The organism is Faecalicatena contorta (assembly GCF_022835095.1).
In the GTDB taxonomy this organism is placed as follows: domain Bacteria; phylum Bacillota; class Clostridia; order Lachnospirales; family Lachnospiraceae; genus Faecalicatena; species Faecalicatena contorta.
On record NZ_BQNQ01000001.1, the window covers coordinates 4,374,582 to 4,395,257 of the forward strand.

The window sequence follows — 20,676 nt, forward strand, 5'->3', positions numbered from 1 at the left end:
ATCAGATACCTCCTTCAAATTCTGTCCGGGCAATTACTTCGTCCTGAACCGGTTTGCCTGTCTCTACCCAGTACTGTGTAAATCCAGAAACTCTGACTAACAAATCCCGGTTTGCCTCCGGATGTTTCTGTGCCTCTTTTAACATTTTAGAATCAACAATGTTAAACTGAACATGGAATCCGCCCTTATTCATAAATGCTGAAATCATGGTCAGTAACTTCTTGCTCCCGTCAAGTCCGCGTACTGCGTTTGGATGGAATTTCATATTAATCTGCGAGTTCTGGGATTTGCTCTGATCCCAACAGCACCCGGAAGCCAGTAAAGCATATGGCCCCTTCCGGTCTGTACCAGGATATGCAGACATGGAACCATCTGCAAATGCCGTATTGCACAGGCGTCCATCCGGTGTTGCAAATGTTGCCATACCCACTGCAGCATGCAGCGCCACGGAGATCTGACATGCATACATTGGTTTTGCATACAGAGATTCGTATGTATTACAGAGATCGCAGAACCAGTCTTCATACTCTTTCAGAATCTCTTTCACGTAGTCCTCATCATTCCCATGTTTTGGGGCTTTCAGGCAGTCGCCATGAATCTCATCATATTTTGTAACATCTGGCTTTTTAATCTGCTCGCCCAATGAGAATGCTTTTGATTCTACTGCTGTATAGAAGCCAAAGTTATCCTTGATCGCATCTCTGAAATCATCCAATGTGTACTTTTTCTCTTCATAAACAAGCTTCTTCAACGCCGCAAGTGAGTTAACCATATTGATCGTACCGCAGGACTCGATATTATAGGTCGCATTATACCTGGTTCCCATATGTCCGATATGATGTCCGTTCTTCAGGCAGTCCGGTTTGAACAGGGAGTTTACAATAGACATATTTCTGTCACGCCAGATGTCATGCTGGATATTCCCCGCTTTTACAGTCGGCTCCAATGTCTTTGCATAATACTTTTTATACTGATCCCAGAAATCCTCATAGGTCTTAAGCTCTCTGTTGTGCGGCGGAAGTACCTGTATGCCGGTTCTTGGATCCACACCGTTGAACAGTACCATATTGATCATCTTCGGATTCGATACAAAGTGTACGCCTACCGAAGTTGTCTGGCTTGCGCCTGCCGGAATATAGTGTGTCTTTCCGTTGAAATGAAGAGGCATGAAACAGCCAGGCGCAGTCTCCAGACATCCGCCGATTGCCACTGCGCGTGCCTCAGATACCGTCATCCCCTCTGCGCCGTACTGATTCATCATAAAGTCCATCGCAACCCGGTTATTCATCCATGCCGGGTATCCAACCCCAGTCTTGGTACATTCCACACACTTAATCAGGAAATCCTTCGGAAGTCTCTCATCATATAATACCGATAAAGTCGGCTGTGGAGACTGATTTGTCATACCCGCATGAAGAATAAGCCACTCCAGTCTGTTTCCACAGGGTGCGCCGTCTTTATCAAGGCCTCCCACAGAAAGGTTGTTAAATGTATTGCCTGAAATACCTCCCGAGATTCCTGTGCTTGCGAACAGCTCAATTGTACTGAATTTGAAACGATGTACTTCCAGAAGCTCAATGACTTCTTCTTCTGTAATAGTTCCATCTGCAATATCTTTTTCAAAATACGGATAAAGCACCTGCCCGAGACGTCCCGGAGAGTATCCGGAGATTGCATCTTCATTCAATACTGTAATATGGATCAAATAAGTAAGATGCAGTGCTTCTCTGAAGTTTCTCGGTGGATTGTGGGCGATCCATTCCATCTGTTCTGCAAGTGCAAGATACTCTTCTTTCTGAGCTGCATCCGGCTCAATCTCAGCAACGGTTCTCAATTCTTTCACATAATTCATCCAGAACTGCTGAATACCGCCTAATACAATACGTGCCGCCTCGTAGAAATACAGGCGTTTCATACCAAGGATTCCGTCGCCATCTGCAAATCCTGCAACTTCCAGTTTCTTTTCCTCGCAGAATCTGATCATTCCGTCAATTCCATATTCCAGTGGGAAATAGTAGCTTGCAACTTCACGTCCCTGCGGAATTGTATAGCCGCTGTCACAGAACACCAGAACGCTCTTCATGATATTTGCCTTGTCTTCGTAGTCAGACATCATCTTCTCATACGCAAGACCAAGGTCTTCTACCGATTTTCCGGCCCACTCTCTCGCCAGTTTCGTAAGTACCGGTACTTCTTCCGCCCTGATCCCGAATTTACCTGCAAGAGAAACAACTTTTCCCTGATTCTTGGTTACGTTTCCGCCTCCGGTTCCAAGCGCTGCAATCTCATCAATTGCCGTCGTTCCACTTGCTGCCGCACTCTTCAATTCATCTTCTTTTGCAAGGTAGAATGAATTGGTAAGCCATGGCATTGGAAAACCGCCTCTTAAATAATCTGTTTTTCCGCCCGGAAGTAAATCTTTGGGATAAATACTCGGGGTAGAATGAGCATATGCGCATGCAAGCGCTTTTGCACGGCGGACTTCCAGCACATCTCCGTCACATTCTGCAAACTTTCTGCTGTACCAGTAAGGGAACTCAACACTTGCGCTTGAAAATGCCTGGTAATACAGATCCATTAAGTATTCTGCACGTTTTGTTTTTTCCAGCTTAATCTCTCTGTCAACAATCTCTTCGGATTGCTGTAAGTCATCACTGCCGTACGCTAAACCCATTGACATTCCTTTTTCTGCCAGAATCTCTTCCAGCCGTTTTCCTCTCTCAATAGCGTCCATACAATTCTCCTCCTTTTGAAAATAATCGTTGTCTTCAGCCTTATAGGGGCTGCTTGATATATTATTATCATAGTATAAGAGGCCGTGGATTCCTATTGACCAGGGGGCTCTTTTGGGGTGTATTTTTAGGAGGGCTCAGACTTTTTTAGTTCTTTTCTCGGGCGGGGGGCTTAAAAAGGATGTAGAGGTGGGGAAGGATGTGAGGGGTGGTAAGTATTTGACAATAATAAGAGCCCAGAAATCCGCATAAATGCTGAATTTCCAGACTCTTTTATATTCAAACTCGGTGTGCCCTTTATTGTTATTAAATATATTTGTTTAAGTTTTGTACAAATACACACCATTTATTACTTCAATTACATCACTTATTCTGCCTTACTGATTTTCTGCTGCCAATATGTTGCCATATTTTAAACGTCTTTTTTCACATCATACTACCTTTTTCATCTTGGATAAACAGCATCGTTTCGAGAAAGGAGATACACACAATACTGATTCATACTGATACCTTCTCTTTTGGAATGCTCTGCTAATGAGCGGTGCAGACTGCGAGGTATTCTCAACTTAAACTGTCCAGAATAATCTCCTAACTTATCCGGCTCATGAATCGGAATCCCATCTTCAAGTGCAGCTTCAATCCATACTTTTTTTGCATCCAGTGCATTTGCTACCGCAGATTCTACTGTCTCACCACAGGTAATACACCCAGGAAGGTCAGGATAGGAAACCACAAATCCACCTTCATCCTTATCCTCTACAATCTCCATCCGATAGGACATTGCCATATAATCATTCAGCGTCTTCATCGTTTTTCGCCTCACTTTCTACAATTTGCTTTACCAATTCTACATATACTTTTTTAATCGGTTCATGCTTTGGTATCGTAAGCGGCTGACATCCCGATTTCCGAAATGTATAATGACTGCTTCCACTCCTCGGAGCGTTCATTTCATATCCATAACTTTCTAACACTTTACGTAATTCATTGAACCGGAGGTCTTTAGATAAAGAACAAATACGTGTTAATAGTTTATCCCACTTTGACATCTTGAATACCTCCTGCTTATATTATATGTGGTGTCGTATTTGGTGTCAACATTTTTATGCGTCAATTTTCTGATATATTCTGGCAACAAAAAATTCTGTAAATAAAACTAATAAAATAATACCTAATATGGCAAGTAATCCACAGACTACCTGCCATATAAAATAAACTATATTAAATTGAAATTACTCGAACTCTATCGTCCCCGGTGGTTTCCCCGTTAAATCATAGAACACCCGATTCACATGCCCCACTTCATTCACAATCCTGCTGGTCACCCGGTGCAGCACCTCCCAAGGCACTTCCGACGACTCCGCAGTCATGAAATCTATAGTATTCACCGCCCGCAGCGCCACTGCATAGTCATAGGTTCTCTCATCCCCCATAACCCCCACAGACCTCATATTGGTCAGAGCCGCAAAATACTGCCCCACAATCTTATTCATTCCGGCAGCATCCATTTCCTCACGGTAAATAGCGTCTGCATCCTGCACGATCTTCACCTTTTCAGCGGTAATCTCGCCAATAATCCGTATTCCCAGACCCGGCCCAGGGAATGGCTGCCTGAACACCAGTCTCTCCGGTATCCCAAGCTCCAGTCCCGCCTTACGCACCTCGTCCTTAAACAAGTCTCTCAACGGCTCTATGATCTCTTTAAAATCCACATAATCCGGCAGTCCGCCTACATTGTGATGGGATTTGATCACCGCGGATTCCCCTCCCAGGCCGCTCTCTACTACATCCGGATATATCGTCCCCTGCACGAGAAAATCTACCGCCCCGATCTTCTGAGCCTCTTCCTCAAATACACGGATAAATTCTTCTCCTATAATCTTCCGTTTCTCTTCCGGCTCGACAGCTCCTGCAAGCTTGCTGTAGAATCTCTCCTGCGCATTAACCCTGATAAAGTTCAGGTCATAATGCCCTTCCGGTCCAAAGACAGCCTCTACTTCGTCCCCTTCATCTTTCCTTAAAAGGCCATGATCTACAAATACACAGGTGAGCTGTGATCCGATCGCCTTGGAAAGCAACACTGCTGCCACAGAAGAATCCACGCCGCCCGAAAGCGCGCAGAGCACTTTGCCTCCGCCAACTTTTTCCCGGATTGCCTTGATCGTCTCTTCTACAAATGCATCCATCTTCCAGTCTCCAGCACAGCCGCAGACATTCTTTACAAAGTTATTAATCATCTTTGTGCCTTCCGCCGTATGCAGCACCTCTGGATGGAATTGTATCGCATAGAGGCCGTCCTGGGCTCTTTCCGCTGCTGCTGTAGGGCAGTCTGCGGTATGCGCTGTGACTTCAAATCCGGGCGCCGCCTGGGAGATGTAGTCAAAGTGGCTCATCCAGCAGATTGTGGGGGTGGAAACATCTTCAAATACCTTGGAGTCCGGCTTGTCGATGAGCACTTCTGTCTTTCCATACTCCCGTACATCCGCACGTTCTACCCGGCCTCCCAGCACATGCATCATCAGCTGCGCGCCATAGCACAAGCCGAGAACCGGTATGCCAAGCTTAAAAAGTTCTTTTGTATAAGTCGGGGAATCTGCCTCGTAGCAGCTGTTCGGCCCTCCTGTCAGAATGATTCCTTTCGGATTCATTGCCTTTATTTTTTCTATATCTGTCTTATAAGAATAGATCTCGCAATACACGCTGCACTCTCTGACGCGCCTTGCGACCAGCTGATTATACTGCCCTCCGAAATCCAGGACAATGACTAATTCATTTTTCAAATTTATCCTCCTGTTGAACACACAATGTCTAAACCTATTTTAAATTTACTTTCCTATTATAAGGGAGGGTTTTGCGATTTACAAGACTCTCTTTTAAAAAAACGCGCATCCACGTCTGGTTTTCAGGCCGCATTTCCAGGGAAATCCATCGCCCTACACTGTATAATCTGTTATTTTCCCTGCTTATATACTCCGCATCAATTTCCATTTTCCGCCATAATACCTGACCATCATGAAGACGGCCCGGAAGCACCAGTCGATTACCATGGCCACCCAGACTCCAAAGACGCCGAGTCCCATATATCTTCCCAGTATATAACTGAAGACAATTCTGAAGATCCACATAGAGGCAATGGATATTATCATGGTAACTTTCGCATCCCCGGCAGCCCGCAGAGTTGCAGGCAATGAGAAGGCAACCGGCCACACGATCATACAGCTGATGCTGTGGAAATATAATATCTGCTTCGTTGTCTCCGCCGTAAGGTCTGATAAGTGGTATGCCTTCAATATAAATGGCAGCAGAAGGAAAATGACTGCGTTCATAATCCAGATCAGTACGTACACAATACCCACTAGTTTTTTTGTGTAATAATGTGCCTGTTCGTAATCCCCTGCCCCCACGCACATTGCGATCACGGAGGTGATCGCAAGATTCAGTGCAATCCCCGGCAGAATTTGGAACAGAGCCACCGCATTGCTGACCGCATTTGCAGCGATCGCATAGGTACCAAATGTAGATACCAGGCTCAGCACCATAATTTTCCCCAGCTGGAACATGCTGTTTTCCAGGCCGTTGGGCACTCCGATCGACAGGATTCTTCGTATCATCCGCCAGTCCGGACGGTAATGGAAGCTCCTGCTGATGTGCAGCTGCCGCTTCTGGTCAGTCAGCAGCACGGTAATTATAACGGCCGCCACGACCCTGGAGATCAGTGTTGGAATTGCTACTCCTTCCGTTCCCCGATGGAATCCATATATCAGAAGCGCATTTCCTCCAATATTAATCAAATTCATAATGATCGAAACCTGCATGGACACCTTAGAGTTGCCCATGGCACGGAATATTGCCGCTCCGGCATTGTATAATGCCATGAACGGAATGGAAGCTGATACAATCAGCAGGTATGTATTCGCATGTGCCATTACATCCGCGTCGATCGCACCGAATACCACATGCAGGATAAACCATTTTCCACAGTAAATAATAGCCATAATCCCCACGGCTACGATCGTGATAAACCATACAATCTGATTGGAAGCTTCACAGGCGTTTTCGTCACTCTTCTGCCCCAGATACTGCCCCGATATAACCGCGCCTCCGGCGGCCAGAGCTCCAAAGGCATTAATAAAGAGCACCATGATATTGTCAACCAGTGACACCCCGGATACCGCCGCCTCTCCGACACTCGCTATCATAATCGAATCCGCCATACCGACCAGTATTGCAAGCAGCTGCTCGATAATCAGCGGAATTATCAATGCTCTCAGTGCCTTGTTATCAAATAAATAGGCGCTTCTGTCTCTTTGTTTTTTCATACTCTCATTCCTACTCTTTCATTCCCATATCAAAGTGGGCAGGCACACCTCAAATCACCACGCCCTCACTCAAGAGGGACTCGCACACTTTGGCCCGCATAAATAACAAAGTGGGCAAGACCACTCAACTCCCCACCATCTCACTCAAGAAGAGCATGCATACTTTGGCGCCGTCGCGATGCTGCTTTGCGGTTATATACCTTATTGCGGCGTGTACATCTCCCAGAGGGTTTTCTATAATAGGAAAGTGCCAGGCACTTTTCCTTCATAGAAAAAACTTCTCAGCGCGTACATTATACGCCGAGAAGTTTTGAGATGCAAGTTATACGCTTTGTTTGATTAATATCGCCCAGATATCGCAGTTAAATTACAGCCCGCACTGCCGCTTTTATGCCGCAGCGTACTTTGAGATTTCCTGTTTCAGGTCTTCGCAGTCCTCATCATAGATTTTCAGTTCAATGGGATGATTGAATCCCAGATTCATAATCCCAAGTATCGACTTGGCGTCTACTACGAATCTGCCTCTCTTCATATCCATATCATAAGGGTACTTAGCAACCTTATTTACAAAATCAAGCACTTCTTCAGGGTTTTGAAATTTTATGATCATTTGATTCATTGTTTTCTCTCCTTTTTTCAGACTATCTATGACGGCTTTCATTAGCTTCTGCTTTTTTGTTATCGACATCATAGCACAATTTTTTCCATTTACAAGGACGAAATTTCTGAAAAAGGTAGAAAAATTTAATAGACTGACTTACGAAACTCATTTGGAAGCATGCCCACTTCCTCTTTAAAAACCTTGCTCATATACTTGGGATCCGAGTATCCGGCCAGCTCTGCGATCTGATTTAGCTTCAGGTGCGTATCGGCTAAGAGCTGTTTCACCTTCTCAATCCGCAGCTTCCGGATTGTTTCTGAAAATGTGACGCCGGTTTCTTTTTTGAACTGTGCGCTCAGATATTCTTCCGAAACAAACAGTTTATTTGCCACTTCCTCCAGGGTGATGCCCTGGTCATAGTACTTTCGGATCATCTGCTGGGCCTTCTGCACAAGAACACTCACCGGCAGCTCCTCTTTTTCCTGCATATTAAGATCCAGCAGTTCAAAGAACTTTTCCATGCTGCGTTTAATCTGGTCCCAGCTCGCCGCCCCGGACACTTCTCCCAGGATCCCTTGAATCTCGAGTTCCGCATCCAGTTCCTGGATGTTCCCCCGCGAATTTGCTACAGCCCAGTTGAAACGTATGAGAGATTTCTTGATTTCTTCCGGCAGATGGGGAGACTCCGGATAATATTGGAACAGCTTCCTGTAACATTCTTTGAGCGCCTCCCGATCCCCCCTCTTGATCGCCTGGCATGCCTCGTCCTCCAGCTCAGCTGGATGCTTCAAGGGCACGATTTTTAACTTTTCAATCTCCTCTTTCCTAAGCAGGATTCCCTTATTCAAAAGAAGGTTCCATTCCTTTTCCTTCTGTATTCCGCTGACAGCCTCCGGTAAATCCAGAATCCGCTCCATGCTCTTCCAGATGCAGACCACTGGGCTTTTCAGATTGCTGCACAGCATAGGGACTACAGAATTCTGGAAGTATTCATATAAGGCACAGTCCCGTGGAACCCGGTAGAGTATCATAATCAGCATCTGCCACGCATCGGCTTCTATCACACAGGAGGCAAATTTAACAGTGTGGGCGCCCACATCCTCCAGCAGATCCTTTGCCGTTTTTTTCTGTTCTTCATACCCGTCTCCCAGCCACAGAGCGAAGACCTCGGCGGGATCTTCCACGGAGAATCCGTATTTTTCCATAGTCATATTATGAAACTGCTTGTCCGGAGCCAGCTGTCCGTTTAAGCATCCAATGAAGATGCCCTGGACGGTAAATACTTTATCCTGGCTTTTCTCTTTGTCCAACTCCTCCTCGATCTGTCCCAGAGCCCGTTTCAGCTCCGGGATCTTGATTGGCTTCAGGAGATAATTCTCAATATCAAGCTCTATTGCCTGTTTTGCATAATTAAAGTCTGAGTAAGCTGACAGGATGAGCACTCTGCAGTGGTTCTGCTCCTTCCGCAGCATTCTGAGCATCGACAGCCCATCCATCTTCGGCATCTGTATGTCCAGTATCACCAGATCGGGTTCCATTCTCCGGATCAGCTCATATCCGGCCTTTCCATCCCCGGCCTTCCCCACCAATTCATAATCCGGGTTTATTTTATGTAAAATTTTTGCAAGGCCTTCCCGAATCGGCGCCTCGTCTTCCACAATTACAATTCTCACTGCTGATCCTCCTTTCCGGGCACAAACAAATGCACCTTTGTCCAACTTCCCAGCATACTTTCAAAATAAATGGTGGCATCATCCCCGTAGTACAGTTTCAGGCGTTTCCGGACATTTACAATACCTACGTGTCCCTCCATGTCCTGCTCTTCATCATTCAATCTCTTCAACGTCTCCGGCCCAATGCCGAATCCGTTATCTTCTATAACCATGTGGATCTGCTCTTCTGTCCGGCGTATCACAATCGTCAGGCGGCAGTCCCCGTCCTTCCCCCCAAACCCATGTTTGATGGCATTTTCCACAAAGGGCTGCAGCAAAAGCTTATGGATCTTATATCCCATCATATCCTCAGGCACTTCTTCCAATATCGTCAGCGGCTTTCCGAGTTTTGCTCCCTGCAGCATACAGTAATGCCGAAGCCATCCCAGTTCCTGGCGCACGGTAGTCGTGCCTCCCGCATTTTTGACGGTATAGCGCAGAATATCCGCCAGCGCTCCAACCATCCCGCTGATGTCATACTGCTCATTTTCTATGGCCTTCCAGTTGATCGTGTCCAGCGTATTATACAGAAAATGAGGGTCTATCTGTGCTTCCAATGCGGAGAGTTCCGCGTTTTTCTGCTCCACAACAGCCGCCTTCACCTGGCCGATCAGGTCGTCAATATGGACAACCATCTCATTAAACCCTGTTCCAATCCGCCGTATTTCCGGCGGCATACTTTCAGGAATCTGGATGCTGACTCCAAAATCTCCTTCTTCCAGATCATTCATAGCATTTACGAGAGAATCCACTGCCGCCAGATACGGCTGCGTGGACATGTAAATCAAACATACCATAATTGCACAGGATACCACAGCAATCACGAAGAAAAACAACACCTGTTCCCAGATTGCCCTGTTATAATCAGCCAGCGGCTGCTCATTGCAGATTGTAAAACCGCTTTTCTCATGCAGCATCGCCGTATACTTACGATCAGCTGTATCCTTCTGACTGTTAAATTGGCTTCCGATAGCTGCAGAGTCCGGAGAACTGATCACCGTATTACCCTGCAGCAGATATGTGGCATTGTCCGTACCCGACACCAAAGTATCCCGTATCTGTTCCTCGTTGATGCTGATTACCACGATCCCCAGGGGATCATTGATATTCCTGTAATCGATCAGTTTTCTCCCGATCTGAAATAAATACGTTTTCCGTTCATTTGCAGTCACCGGATCTGTGAGCCCCTGATACACATATCCCTTCCCAATCTCCGGAACCGTGATTTTATCCGCCCAGACACTGTTTGTGGAGGAAGAATTCAACCGGTCATAGAATATAATACGCCCGTTCCGAAGCGATATCGTGATTCCTTCCACTCCCGGGTTACTATTGCAGATATGGCTCAGTTCATGACGCAGTGTACTGCTGTTAACGTCCAGATCATCCTGTTCCTTAATAATTTCAAGCACGGTATCTATAATCGTATCATCCGTACACATATCATACAGGATTGTCTCATACTTTTCCAATACCATGTCCAGGGATTTGTTGGCATTGTACAGGTTGCTGCTGATACGGCCGTCTATGTTGTCCTGCAGGCTGCTCCTGAGTCTCATCTGGGAAATAACAGCAAACAGACAGACCGGCACCAGCGCTGCCAGCAGAAATCTAAGAGACATCCTGGTTCTCAAGGTTCTTTCCCGTTTCATAAGTCTCCCCTCCTGATCTCAGCCATCCTTTCAGCTGCCTCCCTCAGAATCTCGTCCTCCGTTTTTTCTCCAATGACTGTCTCCCCCATTGCATCCGTAAGTACTCTGGATATGTACGGCCATTCCACGGAGAACTCTCTCGTCCTGGCAGATTTGGCAATCTCTATCATACTCCTATTCAACGGGTCTTCCACATACTGGTTTTCAAGCACATCCCGGCGGGGAGCCATATAAGCGGAACGGTCCATATAGGAAGACATTCTTTCCTTATCGCTGACATACTGCAGAAATTTGACCGCCGCATCCTGATGCGCTCCCTTCGTAACCCCAAAAATCTCCCCGCCCAGCACGGTTGTCCGGGTACCATCATCGGCCGCGGGCAGAACCGTTACCCCGTACTTCAGAAAAGGGTTTAAATCCCGGATAGAGGCAATCATAGACGAAGAGGTAATCATCATAGCAATATTGCCCTCAATAAACTGCCGCAGAAGATCGCCTTCTGTCAGGCTGATTGTCTGCCTGCTCATGGCCCCCGATTCCGTTAGCTGCCGAAGAAGATGGAATGCCTGCCTGCTTCCGGCCGAATCCAGTGAATCTACCTCTCCGCCCATCGACCACAAAAGGGGCAGGAAACTATATACACTTTCTTCACTCTCCACTGCCGGAAGGCCGAAACCATAATGACCGTGATCAGAGAGCTTCACTGCAGTATCATAAAGCTCCTGCCATGTCTGCGGTACTTTTGCCCCATGCACTTCCATGATGTTCTTATTATAATATAGGACCGCACAGTTCATTCCATAAGGCAGCCCCATCATCCGTCCCTCTACACTGCAGGCTTCCTTTATTTCCGGCAGATATTCCTCAAAATCCTTGATCTCATCTGTCAGATCCACAAAAGGTTCCATTGCATGAAAATAATGAAAATCCGATGAATCCACCAAAGCCAGCTCCGGCATATTACCATCCGCCATGCTTAGGGCCAGTTTTTTCTTAAAATCTTCATCCGGCACATACTGGGTCGTTACTTCAATCTCATCCTGGGTGCGGTTAAATCCATTTACCAAATTCGCCAGTTCTTTTTTTACATAGCTCTGGCTCCAGTAGTACCAGATCGTGATCTTCTCCTTTTCTTTCACCGTGTCCTGCTCTTTTTCTGCACATCCTGCGGCAGTCCCCGCTGTCAGCAAAAAAGCAAGCAGAAGTGCACAGATTCTCTTATATCTCTTCACAGTCGTTTCTCCTTTGTCACTATAACTGAACCTGTTGTCATTTACATTAGGCATTATTCCATTCTTCCAGTACATCATAAAATAAGTCGTCGTTCATTCATTTATGATGTGCCAGCTTGCTGTCCCGCCGGGAGGGCACCCCTTCCGCCGGTTATTTGACCTGCTCTATGCAGCACTGAACCGATGATGGTATAATGTCTAACCACATTATACCATAATCAAAGAATTCATGAAAACCCTGGCATCAGGCGGGGCACTTTGCCGATATCTATGACGTGCCTTCGACTCCACTGCTGTTACACGCAAAGTCTATATCTGTACACAATAAAATGCACCTAAGTACCGGGTTGTCTGATTCCCGGCGCCTAAGGTGCATTCTATCTGTATTTCTCCGTTTCGCTGTAGTTACTAGCATATCGTAAAATAAGTAACTGACTCATAAGCTGAGATAAATTTTCGAGAGTGCCGCTCCACAAACGCAGGCGTAGTGGGCTACGCTGAGGCTTGGAGAGCAGTGCTATCGGAAATTTAGGCCGGCTTATGCGGCAATTAATTATGATACGATGTCTAGTGCTGATGCAGATATTTTTCTCTGGTAGCAAGTCCGCCGCGTATATGGCGCTCAGACTTATTCATGTCCAGCACCTTCCGTGCCTCTCCCGCCAATGCAGGATTAATCTGTAGGAGCCGCTCCGTCACATCCTTATGTACCGTACTCTTGCTGATTCCAAACTGCTTCGCCGTCTGCCGAACTGTGGCACTGTTATCTATGATATAATTGGCGATTTCCACGGCTCTTTCCTCAATATAATCTTTCAAAAAAATCCCCCTGCAATCATTGTTTTTACAATGTATGCGCGGGGGAAGGAGAGTATGACTTGCTAATTGCCGCATGATTGTATTCTTTTCATACAAGCGTAAATTTCTCTCTATTATTAGGACTTCACCTCAAAGCCCAGTTCTTTCAGCATCTGCATATCCTGCTCTATGGTTATCCCTGCTGTCGTCAGCATATCTCCTGTAATAGCCGCATTGGCGCCTGACTGAAAGCACTGTTTACCTTTATCCGCCATCAATCCGCGGCCGCCCGCCAGGCGGATAAATGCATCCGGCACAAGAAACCGGAAAACTGCCGTTATCCTGCACATATCCTCAATCGTTAGCCGGGGATTCCTCTCATATGGCGTGCCTGGAATCGGGTTCAGCATATTAACCGGAATAGAACGCACCCCCAGATCTCTGACCGTTAAAGCCAGGTCAATCCGGTCTTCCATCGTCTCCCCAAGCCCCACAATCCCCCCGCTGCAGACGCTAAGCCCGGCTCGCTTAGCAGCCTTAACTGTCTCAATCTTTTCTTCATAAGAGTGTGTCGTACAGACCTCCGTAAAATAATTTCTGGAGGATTCCAAATTATTATGTACCCGGCAAGCACCTGCCTCTTTAATTTTCCGAAAAGCCATCTCATCCAGTAACCCAAAAGATACGCAGACCGAGATATCCACATTCTCCCGAATTGCCCGGATACTTTTACACACAGCCTCCACTTCACCGTCATCCAGCCTTTTCCCTGACGTCACAATCGAATATCTCATAACTCCCCGCTCTGCATTGTACTTGGCCTGTTCCAGCAGCTGCTCCGTCTTTAGAAGCGGGTAGCTCTCAACCTCTGTGGAATAAAATACCGACTGTGCACAATACTTACAATCCTCCGAACACTTTCCATTTTTCCCATTAATAATGGTGCAGAGATCAAAGCGTTTTCCACAAAACACCGCCCGGATCTCATCCGCAGCCTCACATAAAGGTTCCAGCGGCAGCTCTGCCAATTGCATAGCATCTTCCTTCAAAAGAAGATCGCCGGCAAGCACTCTATTCTTCATGTTATCCAGTAAATTTTCCATCAATTTGTCTCCCTTTGTTACTGTTTTTACTACTATATTATAAAATCCCGCCTCAATTGTCAACTCATCTTTGATAACAGTTTACATTCATCATAAGTTCTATTAAATCAGGATTTAGTTGGCAAGCTTTAGACTTGTCGACGTACGGGGACGCTTCATGACAGGGAGGCCGGGAAGGCACTGGGGCTGGCTCATCCAATCGGCAGGAAAGCCCACCAACCGGGTGGGATCCCGGACCAGGGCAGCGGATGTTGATTGGCTATGCGTATCCTTTCATCTTCAAGATGTGTATTGAATTATTTTGATACTGGAACCGTATCCCATTGCTTTTATACACCTACTAGGGACATAAAAGTACCACCAATTCTATATCCATACGCTGCCCCCGTTTGAGGCCCCACCTTAGGAACGAGTCCTTTTCCTGCCGGTTGGATGCGCCAGCTCCATAAAGGGATAGCCGAACACCTCCCGGAGAACATCCATGTCCTTTCAAAAACGCTCAAAGCGGACCTTAGAAATTCTTGGTGGGAAACAGCCCGGAAAATGGAGAGATTTTTGGATTCCGAATCCAAAAATCAGCTGACCCAGCGCGAGAAATCATCGGATTTCTCGTGATGTGTCAGTGGTGCTCCATTTTCCGGGCTGTTTCCCGCCTAGAATTTCTTAGGTTCGCGGCCGCGTTTTTGAAAGGACATGGATGTTCTCCGGGAGGTGTTCGGCTATCCCTTTATGGAGCGCCCCCATCCGCGCCGAGGCTAAAGCTCGTCGCTAAATCCCGATTCACGCAAAAAGCTCCTGATACAGTCTTTTCGCATAGTTATCCGTCATACCGCTGATATAGTCGGTTATCATTAATATTCTTAAATAAAGTTTTTCCTCCTCGCTTTTCCCCGCCGACTCATGCCTGTACATTGATTTATAGAATTCTGACACCGTATCAATTATCCTGCGGTCAATAAAATTGATTTTTTCTTTTGTATCATATCCGACCGCCGCCGGCATAAACTGGCTGAGCAGGGAATCGATCACACGCCGTCCGAATAATTCCCTCCGGGTTTTTACGGAACTGGTATAAATCTTCTCCTCGCTCAGATCCGAGATCGCGCAAATAATATGCCCGGAAACAGTATCTTTAAACAAATCTCCTGAAAAATGTCCCTGCATAATCAGCTCATATTCTCTTACAAAGGTTTCCCCCGCATCTCTTATCATAATCCCCTGCATGAACTGATTCCATCTCTGCACTGCCGTCAGTCCCGGTTTTCTTGTATTCTTTGCGGCTTCCTCCCGATACATTTCCGATAGTTTTTCCACACACTGGCAGACCCCCTGCTTGTTTTCATGATTGTCTTCCAGATTTTTTCCGCATTGCTCAAATGTTTCCATGATCTGCTCGAAACTGATCACTTTCTTTACCATTGCATCTTCCAGGTCAGACGTCCGGTATGCTATATCATCCGCGGCTTCCAGCAGATATGACAGCGGGTGGCGGGAACCATTCATTCCCGTTTTATTGTTTATCTCCTCAAATAACTTCCGTTCAGAATAATAGTACCCTATTTTCTTATAATGGTTCGGATTACTGTTCCTCAATTTTTCCGATGAAATGGGATATTTAATGATGGCACCCAGAACACTGTATGAAAGATTAAAGCCATTTTCCCTGCCAAGGTAAGGAGTCTTTGATAATAAGCGCAGGGACTGCGCGTTGCCCTCAAAAGTATACAGATCCAGAAGCTGCCAATTCGACAGGATCTCTGTAAGTTTCCGTTCTCCGAGAGCCAAATCTTTCAGATGTGTCTGGAACCATTCCCTGATCGCATATTCCCCAAAATGCCCAAAGGGGGGATTGCCGATATCATGGATCAGTCCGGCGCACAAGAGCACCTCCGAAAATTCCTTCTCAGAGTGATTCCCAAACCATGGATCTTTTCTGCTTTCTCTTGTTTTCTTAAAAGCATACTCACCCAGTTTTTTGCCTATGGCAGAAACCTCCAGAGAGTGTGTCAGACGTGTTCTTACATAGTCGTCCTCGTCAAGAGGAAATACTTGTGCTTTATCCTGCAGCCTGCGCAGAAAAGTACTGCAGATAATTGTCTCATAATCGTTTCTGTCCGCTATGCTGCTCTCATGCTGCATTTCAACAAAATGATCTTTTGAAAGTAATGTCTCCCATTCCATCTGTGTCCTCTCCTTTTAAAATGCCTTAGAGCGTGTCTGAAAATTGCTTGCTGCAAGATGTTTTCCCGGTTTGCGGGGGATTTACTGCCAAATGCAAGAGGCGTCGTGGGCTACATTAACTGGATTTGGCAGTAAATAGACCGTGAAGCGGGGCGGCATATTGCAGCAATGAATTTTCAGACACGCTCCAGCAGCGCTACTTAATGAATTTGTCTATAGCCTGATTCAGTTTTCGGATTGCCTCCTGGTCATTTTCCTCCACAGCTTCCACGATGCAATGGTCAATATGATTCTTCAGGACAACTTTTCCCGTATTATTGATAGCGGAACGCACCGCGGCCAGCTGGATCAGCACCTCGCTGCAGTCCTCATCCCTCTCGACCATTCGCTTGACCGCCTCCATATGTCCAATCGCTTTGGAAAGACGATTTATAACCGCCTTTTTCTCCGCCTCGCTGTGGACATGGCGGTGCGCCGTTCCATGCGCATGAGCCTCTTCGCTTCCGTGAGTATGTGTATGGAGATGAACGTGAAGTTTCCCGTTGTCATGCATGTGTTCCTGCTTATGCAGGCCGCTTGTCACGTCCAATTCCTGTTCCTGCATTTCTGTTTTCTTTTCCATGGCTGTTATTCTCTCTTTTTTCTGTTTTGGGCACTCTCAGAAACTCTCTTGCATCCATCTTTAAGGCTGAGTTTTCGAGAGTACTCGTTTTTACATTTATTCATCTTTATATTAAAATATCCCGTCCAGTACTTATATCTTAACAAATTTTGCCGGACATTGCTATTAGAAATCATTACTATGCACGGCCCCGGAAATAGTAATCAGATTTCATTCTGCCATGGTTTCGCTTACTGATCCATCTGTACCTGTCTGGTGCATACCCGGCCCAGCAGTTCCCGGTTATGGCTCACTGCAATCAGGCCGATCCCTCTCCTTTCTACTTCCCGGACAAGAAAATTCCAGATCTGGCTCTGGGTAATCAGATCCAGCATGGTACTGATCTCATCCGCAAGAAGGAAGCGGGTCCTCTTCCCCAGCGCCCTTGCCAGGCAGAAACGCTGGAGCTCCCCTCCAGAGAGCTCCGATGGAAAACGGTTCAGCCAGTCCGGCTCGATTCCCAGTTCCTGCAGGATCCGCTCCTCCACCTCGTCTCCCTCCAGAATCACGTCCCGCATGCGCATCCTTGGATTTACCGCAAGCTCCGGCTGCTGCCAGATCATCTGTACCGGACAGTATCCCCTATAAGTATGCAAGGGCTTCCCGTCCAGCAGGATTTCTCCGGTGTCCGGCTTCAGATACCCCGAGAGCAGCATACACAGCGTGGTCTTACCATACCCGCTGGGTGCAGCGAGTCCAACCCTTTCCGTATGCTCCACAGACAGATTAAAGTTCTCCAGAATCATCCGATCTTCTTTTTTATATTGATAAGAAACATTTCTTAATTCTAGTCTCATAACGGCTCCATCTCCCCAGACCTGTTCTCCCCTGGCTATATTTTTTCCGAATCAGCATTATGGTGTTAAGAACCCCCCCCGGTTGTTTATACGGCAGATAAACACCTCACCCGGCCGCCTCTCAGTTCCCTATAGGGAATCTCCTGGCTGCACTCCTGCGTACACCTTGCGCATCGGGGTGCAAACGCACAGCCCTTCGGCATATCTTTTGCATAGGGCTGTACGCCGTCTATACAATAGAATCCATTGCGCGGCATGGCCCGCCAGAGTGCTTTTGTATAAGGGTGCCGCAGGGTCTCCTCGTGATGGAAATCAGACACCCCGGCCTCCTCTATAGACTCTCCCGCATAAAAGACGACAATACGGTCTGCGGTTTCCAGCGCCAGTTCCAGATCGTGTGTAATGACCAGGACCCCGGCCCCCATATCCGCTAATTCCCGAAAATGGCCCATGGCCCGTTTGGCCACTCTGAGATCAAGCCCGGGGGTAGGTTCATCGGCAATTACAAGCTTCGGCTCTTCCATCAGGGCAGTTGAAATCAGGATCCTACGGCTCATCCCCCCCGACAGTTCAAAGGGATACAGCCCCTCCACGCTTTCTTCCAGATCATATCTTGTAAAGATATCTTTCAGCTTATTTCTTGTCCTTTTATCCTTTTTGCCCTTGCGTATCTGCGGCCCGATCTTCATCAGGGGATCGAGGCATGACAGGCTTTGGGGAACCATCACAATTTCACTGCCCCTGAGCTGTTTGATGCGTTCCGCAGTCAGTTCACTGCCGCAGTATGTGATCCTGCCGCCCGCCTTGGCATTGTAAGGAAGCAATCCCAGAACCGCATGTGCGAGCAGGCTTTTGCCCGAGCCGCTTGAACCCACAACCGCCACCATCTCACCCGCAAAAACGTTTAGATCCATATCCCGGATTACACTCATTGTCTTTCGGTACAGTCCCTGTTCATACCGGGTAAAGGAGATATTCAGGTGTTCTATTTTTAAGACAGGAGCCGCTTCTGTACTCTCCGTTTTTATGTCTTTATCTAATCCCATCATTATTTCATCCCTTCCGCAAAACTATTCGTGCATACTTCCTGGTTCCGTAAGCTTCCTCAGATTTTCTCCCGCCTTGTAGAATAAAACTACAACCAGTGCCAGCATAATGCCGGGGAACAGTGCAAGCCACCACTTTCCGGTGATCAGATATTTCATGGACTCCGAAAGGATAATGCCGATAGCCGGCTGCTCCGAAGACAGGCCGAACCCTAAAAATGTAAGGCTTGATTCATGCAGGACCGCATGCGGAAAGATCAGAACCAGGCCCACAAGAAACTGTGGCAGCAGGTGGGGAATAAGATGTTTCCTGACAATATACCATCTGCTTTTCCCCATCTTCTCTGCAACTTGTATATAAGGGCTTTCCCGAAGCTGAATCACTTCCGCACGGATCAGCCTCGCCAGGGAGGGCCAGTGTGTCAGCGCGATCCCTGCCGCCACCCCTCCAAACCCCTTCCCCATTGCAACGGATATCAGTATCAGAAGCAGAATATGGGGAATTCCCATGATCAGGTCGATGAAAAAGGTAATCACCGTATCCACTGCCTTTCCCAGCATCGCCGATGCGGCTCCCAGAATCAGCGCAATGACCGCGCTGGCCGCCGCCGCCAGAATTCCAAGCAGAATGCTGATGGAAAGCCCGCGCAGGGTGCGCACCAGCATATCCCGTCCCATCCAGTCCGTACCAAAAAGGCAGTTTAGCGAAGGAGCCAGGTTCTTTTTGGAAAAATCCGTGGCACGTGCTGCATCTGCGCATAGTGCGCCCACAATGCAGACAACAGTCAGAACCACGGCAGATATAGTCAGGCTTATGAGTACTTTTTGTCTCCGGTTCATTTCCCCCTGCCTCCTCTCCTGATTCTCGGATCCACGACGCCATAGAGGATATCCGCCAGCATATTACCGCCGAATACAATGAGAGCGGTGGTCACCGCGACCGCCATCAGAAGTGGCAGATCGCTTCCCAGCCCGGCAGTCACTGCAGCCTGTCCCAGCCCCGGATAGGAAAAGACCTGTTCCACCAGTACAGAGCCTCCGAATATTTCACTGATGGAGGCAAAATGAAGAGTGACTGCAGGCAGAAGGACATTGCGGAAGCCATGCTGGCAAAACAGCCGGAATCCCCGCTGTCCTCTCGCCCTTGCAAACATCATATAATCACTGTTCATGATCTCAATCATTTTTTCTCTGGTATGCAGCGCAATATTCGCTACTCCCGTAATACTCAGCGCCGCCGCCGGCAGAATTGCATGATAGATACGGTCCCAGACGGTAACCCCGGCAGCCTCCACACCGATAGGCACACTCAGGCCAATGGGCAGGACCTTCAGCCATACCCCGAATACCAGGAGCAGCACAAGCGCCAGCCAGAACGTGGGCGTGCCTGCTATCAAAAGGCAGTATCCTTTCACCGCTTTGTCCGCCCATCCGCCCTGATTCATCCCGGCAACTGCTCCCAGCGCAAATCCCAGTATTCCGGAAAGAATCCAGGCGGTAATCATCAGCACAAGGGAGTTCATCAGCTTAACCTTCAGCACCTCCGACACCGGCTGACGGTATAGCAGGGAAGTTCCCATATCCCCCCTGATAAAGTCCGACGCCCAGGATAAAAACTGCCGCACCGGAGAGCCATTTACGCCCCAGTATTCTCTCAGTTTCTCCACCTGATCCTGGCTCATGCTGCCCAGTGCTGCCTGCCCTACATTAGCCTGCAGCGGATCCACCGGTGAAGCTTTCATGAGCAAAAACGTAAGGAGACTGGCCGCGGTGACCAGAAGTAGCATATATATCAACTTTTTCCCTATGCGAATACTCCACTGCCGTACCATATGAAACTTC

17 protein-coding genes are annotated in these 20,676 nt (G+C 47.4%); all 17 read right to left on the reverse strand.

Annotated elements, in window-relative coordinates; genetic code table 11:
• Position 1: 1 nt before the first annotated feature.
• The gene (gene hpdB, locus MWG26_RS19605; protein WP_173005626.1) at positions 2 to 2,734 is read right to left on the reverse strand and encodes a 4-hydroxyphenylacetate decarboxylase large subunit; all 2,733 of its coding nucleotides are present in this window, start codon (positions 2,732 to 2,734) and stop codon (positions 2 to 4) included.
• A 443-nt stretch (positions 2,735 to 3,177) separates the two neighbouring features.
• A complete protein-coding gene (locus MWG26_RS19610) occupies positions 3,178 to 3,540 on the reverse strand; it encodes a type II toxin-antitoxin system HicB family antitoxin (RefSeq protein ID WP_025655941.1) in 363 nt (120 codons plus the stop codon).
• On the reverse strand, positions 3,524 to 3,781 hold the full coding sequence (locus MWG26_RS19615) for a type II toxin-antitoxin system HicA family toxin (RefSeq protein WP_025655940.1): 258 nt from the start codon (positions 3,779 to 3,781) through the stop codon (positions 3,524 to 3,526). The genes MWG26_RS19610 and MWG26_RS19615 overlap by 17 nt, the downstream gene beginning before the upstream one ends.
• A 183-nt stretch (positions 3,782 to 3,964) precedes the next feature.
• Complete coding sequence (guaA, locus tag MWG26_RS19620; protein ID WP_025655939.1) at positions 3,965 to 5,512, reverse strand: glutamine-hydrolyzing GMP synthase; 1,548 nt, start codon at positions 5,510 to 5,512, stop codon at positions 3,965 to 3,967.
• Positions 5,513 to 5,695: 183 nt separating this feature from the next.
• Positions 5,696 to 7,051, reverse strand: coding sequence for an MATE family efflux transporter (locus MWG26_RS19625; RefSeq protein ID WP_025655938.1), 1,356 nt, complete (start codon positions 7,049 to 7,051; stop codon positions 5,696 to 5,698).
• 388 nt (positions 7,052 to 7,439) lie between these two features.
• Positions 7,440 to 7,670, reverse strand: coding sequence for an HPr family phosphocarrier protein (locus tag MWG26_RS19630; protein ID WP_025655937.1), 231 nt, complete (start codon positions 7,668 to 7,670; stop codon positions 7,440 to 7,442).
• A gap of 125 nt (positions 7,671 to 7,795) precedes the next feature.
• Positions 7,796 to 9,325, reverse strand: coding sequence for a response regulator (locus tag MWG26_RS19635; RefSeq protein WP_025655936.1), 1,530 nt, complete (start codon positions 9,323 to 9,325; stop codon positions 7,796 to 7,798).
• Positions 9,322 to 11,016 carry a sensor histidine kinase gene (locus tag MWG26_RS19640; RefSeq protein WP_025655935.1) on the reverse strand — a complete coding sequence of 565 codons (1,695 nt, stop codon included), beginning with the start codon at positions 11,014 to 11,016 and terminating at the stop codon, positions 9,322 to 9,324. The genes MWG26_RS19635 and MWG26_RS19640 overlap by 4 nt, the downstream gene beginning before the upstream one ends.
• Positions 11,013 to 12,248, reverse strand: coding sequence for an extracellular solute-binding protein (locus tag MWG26_RS19645; protein ID WP_044926912.1), 1,236 nt, complete (start codon positions 12,246 to 12,248; stop codon positions 11,013 to 11,015). The genes MWG26_RS19640 and MWG26_RS19645 overlap by 4 nt, the downstream gene beginning before the upstream one ends.
• A 567-nt stretch (positions 12,249 to 12,815) precedes the next feature.
• Positions 12,816 to 13,067, reverse strand: coding sequence for a sporulation transcriptional regulator SpoIIID (gene spoIIID / locus MWG26_RS19650; RefSeq protein WP_025655933.1), 252 nt, complete (start codon positions 13,065 to 13,067; stop codon positions 12,816 to 12,818).
• Positions 13,068 to 13,183: 116 nt separating this feature from the next.
• Complete coding sequence (gene bioB / locus MWG26_RS19655; RefSeq protein ID WP_025655932.1) at positions 13,184 to 14,149, reverse strand: biotin synthase BioB; 966 nt, start codon at positions 14,147 to 14,149, stop codon at positions 13,184 to 13,186.
• Between the two features lie 780 nt (positions 14,150 to 14,929).
• Positions 14,930 to 16,330 carry a dGTP triphosphohydrolase gene (gene dgt, locus MWG26_RS19660; protein WP_025655931.1) on the reverse strand — a complete coding sequence of 467 codons (1,401 nt, stop codon included), beginning with the start codon at positions 16,328 to 16,330 and terminating at the stop codon, positions 14,930 to 14,932.
• A gap of 196 nt (positions 16,331 to 16,526) precedes the next feature.
• A complete protein-coding gene (locus MWG26_RS19665; protein WP_025655930.1) occupies positions 16,527 to 16,883 on the reverse strand; it encodes a metal-sensing transcriptional repressor in 357 nt (118 codons plus the stop codon).
• Positions 16,884 to 17,182: 299 nt separating this feature from the next.
• On the reverse strand, positions 17,183 to 17,788 hold the full coding sequence (locus MWG26_RS19670; protein WP_025655929.1) for an ABC transporter ATP-binding protein: 606 nt from the start codon (positions 17,786 to 17,788) through the stop codon (positions 17,183 to 17,185).
• Positions 17,789 to 17,874: 86 nt separating this feature from the next.
• The gene (locus MWG26_RS19675) at positions 17,875 to 18,834 is read right to left on the reverse strand and encodes an ABC transporter ATP-binding protein (RefSeq protein ID WP_117440632.1); all 960 of its coding nucleotides are present in this window, start codon (positions 18,832 to 18,834) and stop codon (positions 17,875 to 17,877) included.
• Between the two features lie 24 nt (positions 18,835 to 18,858).
• Positions 18,859 to 19,674 (reverse strand): ABC transporter permease, encoded by an 816-nt coding sequence (locus MWG26_RS19680; RefSeq protein ID WP_025655928.1) that lies wholly within the window; start codon positions 19,672 to 19,674, stop codon positions 18,859 to 18,861.
• Positions 19,671 to 20,666 (reverse strand): ABC transporter permease, encoded by a 996-nt coding sequence (locus tag MWG26_RS19685; RefSeq protein ID WP_025655927.1) that lies wholly within the window; start codon positions 20,664 to 20,666, stop codon positions 19,671 to 19,673. Before MWG26_RS19685 ends, MWG26_RS19680 begins: the two co-directional genes overlap by 4 nt.
• Positions 20,667 to 20,676 lie beyond the last annotated feature (10 nt).

Bases quoted from the DNA above. Each gene is read 5' to 3' on its own strand.
- hpdB (WP_173005626.1), bottom strand. From the start codon at position 2,734: ATGGACGCTATTGAGAGAGGAAAACGGCTGGAAGAGATTCTGGCAGAA.
- MWG26_RS19610 (WP_025655941.1), bottom strand. From the start codon at position 3,540: ATGAAGACGCTGAATGATTATATGGCAATGTCCTATCGGATGGAGATT.
- MWG26_RS19615 (WP_025655940.1), bottom strand. From the start codon at position 3,781: ATGTCAAAGTGGGATAAACTATTAACACGTATTTGTTCTTTATCTAAA.
- MWG26_RS19625 (WP_025655938.1), bottom strand. From the start codon at position 7,051: ATGAAAAAACAAAGAGACAGAAGCGCCTATTTATTTGATAACAAGGCA.
- MWG26_RS19630 (WP_025655937.1), bottom strand. From the start codon at position 7,670: ATGAATCAAATGATCATAAAATTTCAAAACCCTGAAGAAGTGCTTGAT.
- MWG26_RS19640 (WP_025655935.1), bottom strand. From the start codon at position 11,016: ATGAAACGGGAAAGAACCTTGAGAACCAGGATGTCTCTTAGATTTCTG.
- bioB (WP_025655932.1), bottom strand. From the start codon at position 14,149: ATGGAAAATTTACTGGATAACATGAAGAATAGAGTGCTTGCCGGCGAT.
- dgt (WP_025655931.1), bottom strand. From the start codon at position 16,330: ATGGAATGGGAGACATTACTTTCAAAAGATCATTTTGTTGAAATGCAG.
- MWG26_RS19665 (WP_025655930.1), bottom strand. From the start codon at position 16,883: ATGCATGACAACGGGAAACTTCACGTTCATCTCCATACACATACTCAC.
- MWG26_RS19670 (WP_025655929.1), bottom strand. From the start codon at position 17,788: ATGAGACTAGAATTAAGAAATGTTTCTTATCAATATAAAAAAGAAGAT.
- MWG26_RS19675 (WP_117440632.1), bottom strand. From the start codon at position 18,834: ATGGGATTAGATAAAGACATAAAAACGGAGAGTACAGAAGCGGCTCCT.
- MWG26_RS19680 (WP_025655928.1), bottom strand. From the start codon at position 19,674: ATGAACCGGAGACAAAAAGTACTCATAAGCCTGACTATATCTGCCGTG.
- MWG26_RS19685 (WP_025655927.1), bottom strand. From the start codon at position 20,666: ATGGTACGGCAGTGGAGTATTCGCATAGGGAAAAAGTTGATATATATG.